1 protein-coding gene is annotated in these 1349 nt (G+C 67.0%); it reads left to right on the top strand.

Features of this window, described 5'->3' with window-relative positions:
• The coding region (gene ahcY / locus E6R60_RS36410) for an adenosylhomocysteinase (protein WP_136331015.1) at nucleotides 1–1349 on the top strand (1349 nt) is incomplete at both ends.

Here is a 1349-nt window from a genome sequence, read left to right as displayed (position 1 = left end):
GACTTCAAGGTCGCCGACCTCTCCCTCGCGGCCTTCGGCCGCAAGGAGATCACCCTCGCCGAGCACGAGATGCCCGGCCTGATGTCGATCCGCAAGGAGTACGCCGCCGCGCAGCCGCTGGCCGGGGCCCGGATCACCGGTTCGCTGCACATGACCGTGCAGACGGCCGTGCTGATCGAGACCCTGGTCGCCCTGGGCGCCGAGGTCCGCTGGGCCTCCTGCAACATCTTCTCCACGCAGGACCATGCCGCCGCGGCTATCGCCGTGGGCCCGAAGGGCACGCCGGAGGCCCCGGCCGGCGTCCCGGTCTTCGCCTGGAAGGGCGAGTCGCTGGAGGAGTACTGGTGGTGCACGGAGCAGGCGCTGACCTGGCCGAACACCCCCACCGGCGGTCCGAACATGATTCTCGACGACGGTGGTGACGCCACCCTTCTGGTCCACAAGGGTGTGGAGTTCGAGAAGGCCGGCTCGGCCCCGGACCCCTCGACGGCGGACAGTGAGGAGTACGCGCACATCCTCACTCTGCTGAACCGCACGCTGGGTGAGGCGCCGCAGAAGTGGACCCAGCTGGCTTCCGAGATCCGCGGGGTCACGGAGGAGACCACGACCGGTGTGCACCGGCTGTACGAGATGCACCGTGAGGGCACCCTCCTGTTCCCGGCGATCAACGTCAACGACGCGGTCACCAAGTCGAAGTTCGACAACAAGTACGGCTGCCGTCACTCGCTGATCGACGGCATCAACCGTGCCACCGACGTCCTGATCGGCGGCAAGACCGCCGTCGTCTGCGGTTACGGCGATGTGGGCAAGGGCTGCGCGGAGTCGCTGCGCGGTCAGGGCGCCCGGGTGATCATCACGGAGATCGACCCGATCTGCGCGCTGCAGGCGGCGATGGACGGCTACCAGGTGGCCACCTTGGACGACGTGGTCGAGCAGGCGGACATCTTCGTCACGACGACGGGCAACAAGGACATCATCATGGCCGCGGACATGGCCCGGATGAAGCACCAGGCCATCGTCGGGAACATCGGCCACTTCGACAACGAGATCGACATGGCCGGCCTGGCGAAGATCGACGGCATCGTCAAGGACGAGGTCAAGCCGCAGGTCCACACCTGGACGTTCCCCGACGGCAAGGTCCTGATCGTGCTGTCCGAGGGCCGTCTGCTGAACCTGGGCAACGCCACCGGGCACCCGTCGTTCGTGATGTCCAACAGTTTCGCGGACCAGACCCTGGCCCAGATCGAGCTGTTCACCAAGCCCGAGGAGTACCCGACCGACGTCTACGTGCTGCCCAAGCACCTCGACGAGAAGGTCGCCCGTCTCCACCTCGACGCGCTCGGCGTGAA

This window comes from Streptomyces sp. A0642 (genome assembly GCF_004795105.1).
GTDB lineage: Bacteria > Actinomycetota > Actinomycetes > Streptomycetales > Streptomycetaceae > Streptomyces.
The sequence above is the reverse complement of the archived record's forward strand: the minus strand, read 5'-3'. Positions and strand labels throughout refer to the sequence as shown.